This is a genomic window from Desulfovibrio sp. An276, from assembly GCF_002159665.1.
Classification (GTDB): Bacteria; Desulfobacterota; Desulfovibrionia; order Desulfovibrionales; family Desulfovibrionaceae; genus Desulfovibrio; species Desulfovibrio faecigallinarum.
Genome location: NZ_NFJC01000077.1, coordinates 1 through 1,040, shown reverse-complemented (window position 1 = coordinate 1,040; position 1,040 = coordinate 1). Strand labels below are relative to the sequence as shown.

Sequence of the window (1,040 nt, the reverse complement as noted above, 5' to 3'; positions counted from 1 at the left end):
AAGCAGTATATCGAATCCCAAAGAACTCCCAACTAAAGGCAAACTTGCCAAGCTAGGGGCGCCTTATATCCTCCCCCTGAAGGGAGAGGTTTTACGGCGCGCTTGATAACAACGGGAAACACGGCTGGCAAGTCCCTCGGACCCTGTTCCTTGGCAATGTCAGTCAGCAACAGCCCCGAGTAGGTGAGCATCCTCAGGGCCATCAACGGGTCCGGCGAACTCTGAAACTCCAGAATCAGTGTCATGTAGAGCCCTTCATCGCTCTTCCATTTGATGCGCCAGACAATGTCATTTCGTCTTTCACGATTATCGTTGGTCACATATGTGTTGAAACAACGCCTCATAGTCGAAAAATCCAGGTCTTTCACAAAATCCTCTGGAACAAAGTCGCGAAGGAGAGACTCAACCATTTGAGGATAGCTGAAAAACTGCTTGTACAAAGGATCGTGAGGTATTTTGGGGCTGGTGGTATTCTTTGACATATCTGATCCTATTAGGGGCATGCAAGACAAACAGGAAAAGTTCCCAATCTACAAGATAGAGCTCAAATCATCGCGAGAGCCAGATCTCGTCCAGTTGCCCACAAAAGGACTCCATGGAATCGACCTTGCTGGCCGAGCGAATCAGGTTGAGCAGCGTCTGCTCGTCCCTTTCGATGTCGATGTACAAGCTGACAGTCTTTGGCAGGGGACCAAATCTGTCCTCGAGAATGTCCTGCAGTATTTTCTGCCGTTCAGATTCCCGCCCCACGTCTACACCCCCTTGCAATCCCTGCTGGTACCCTTCCTTGCGCCCTTTCACATAGCCTTTCCTGAGGCATTCCTGTTTCCAGTTCCTGATATTCTCTTTCTGCATGGCGTATCTCCTTCCTGCAAATACAGGCTTGTGCCGTTTGCTTCCCGAACTCAACACGTTCTGGCTTTGGATATATCCTAAGAGTTGGGTAAAAGTAGAACCATACGGTTATTGTGTCAACGAAATTATAATTTTTTCAAGCAATTACTTTACTCCCATTGCCGTAAATGCTATAGAAAATATGG

Annotated in this window: 3 protein-coding genes; 1 reads left to right on the top strand and 2 read right to left on the bottom strand. The window is 47.9% G+C overall.

The window, feature by feature from the left end:
- Positions 1-32: 32 nt before the first annotated feature.
- Both B5F76_RS14265 and B5F76_RS14260 read right to left on the bottom strand, forming a co-directional pair.
- Positions 33-503 (bottom strand): Rpn family recombination-promoting nuclease/putative transposase, encoded by a 471-nt coding sequence (locus B5F76_RS14265; protein WP_087355757.1) that lies wholly within the window; start codon positions 501-503, stop codon positions 33-35.
- A gap of 46 nt (positions 504-549) precedes the next feature.
- The gene (locus tag B5F76_RS14260) at positions 550-855 is read right to left on the bottom strand and encodes a hypothetical protein (protein WP_087355755.1); all 306 of its coding nucleotides are present in this window, start codon (positions 853-855) and stop codon (positions 550-552) included.
- On the opposite strand from B5F76_RS14260, the gene B5F76_RS15260 reads away from it, so the two are divergent.
- Positions 854-1,040, top strand: a 187-nt coding sequence (locus B5F76_RS15260) for a hypothetical protein (RefSeq protein ID WP_204218448.1), incomplete at its 3' end; no start/stop codon positions are given. The two genes, B5F76_RS14260 and B5F76_RS15260, sit on opposite strands and share 2 nt — an antisense overlap.

Excerpts from the sequence above, each read along its gene's own strand:
- B5F76_RS14260 (WP_087355755.1), bottom strand. The coding sequence starts at position 855 with ATGCAGAAAGAGAATATCAGGAACTGGAAACAGGAATGCCTCAGGAAA.
- B5F76_RS14265 (WP_087355757.1), bottom strand. The coding sequence starts at position 503 with ATGCCCCTAATAGGATCAGATATGTCAAAGAATACCACCAGCCCCAAA.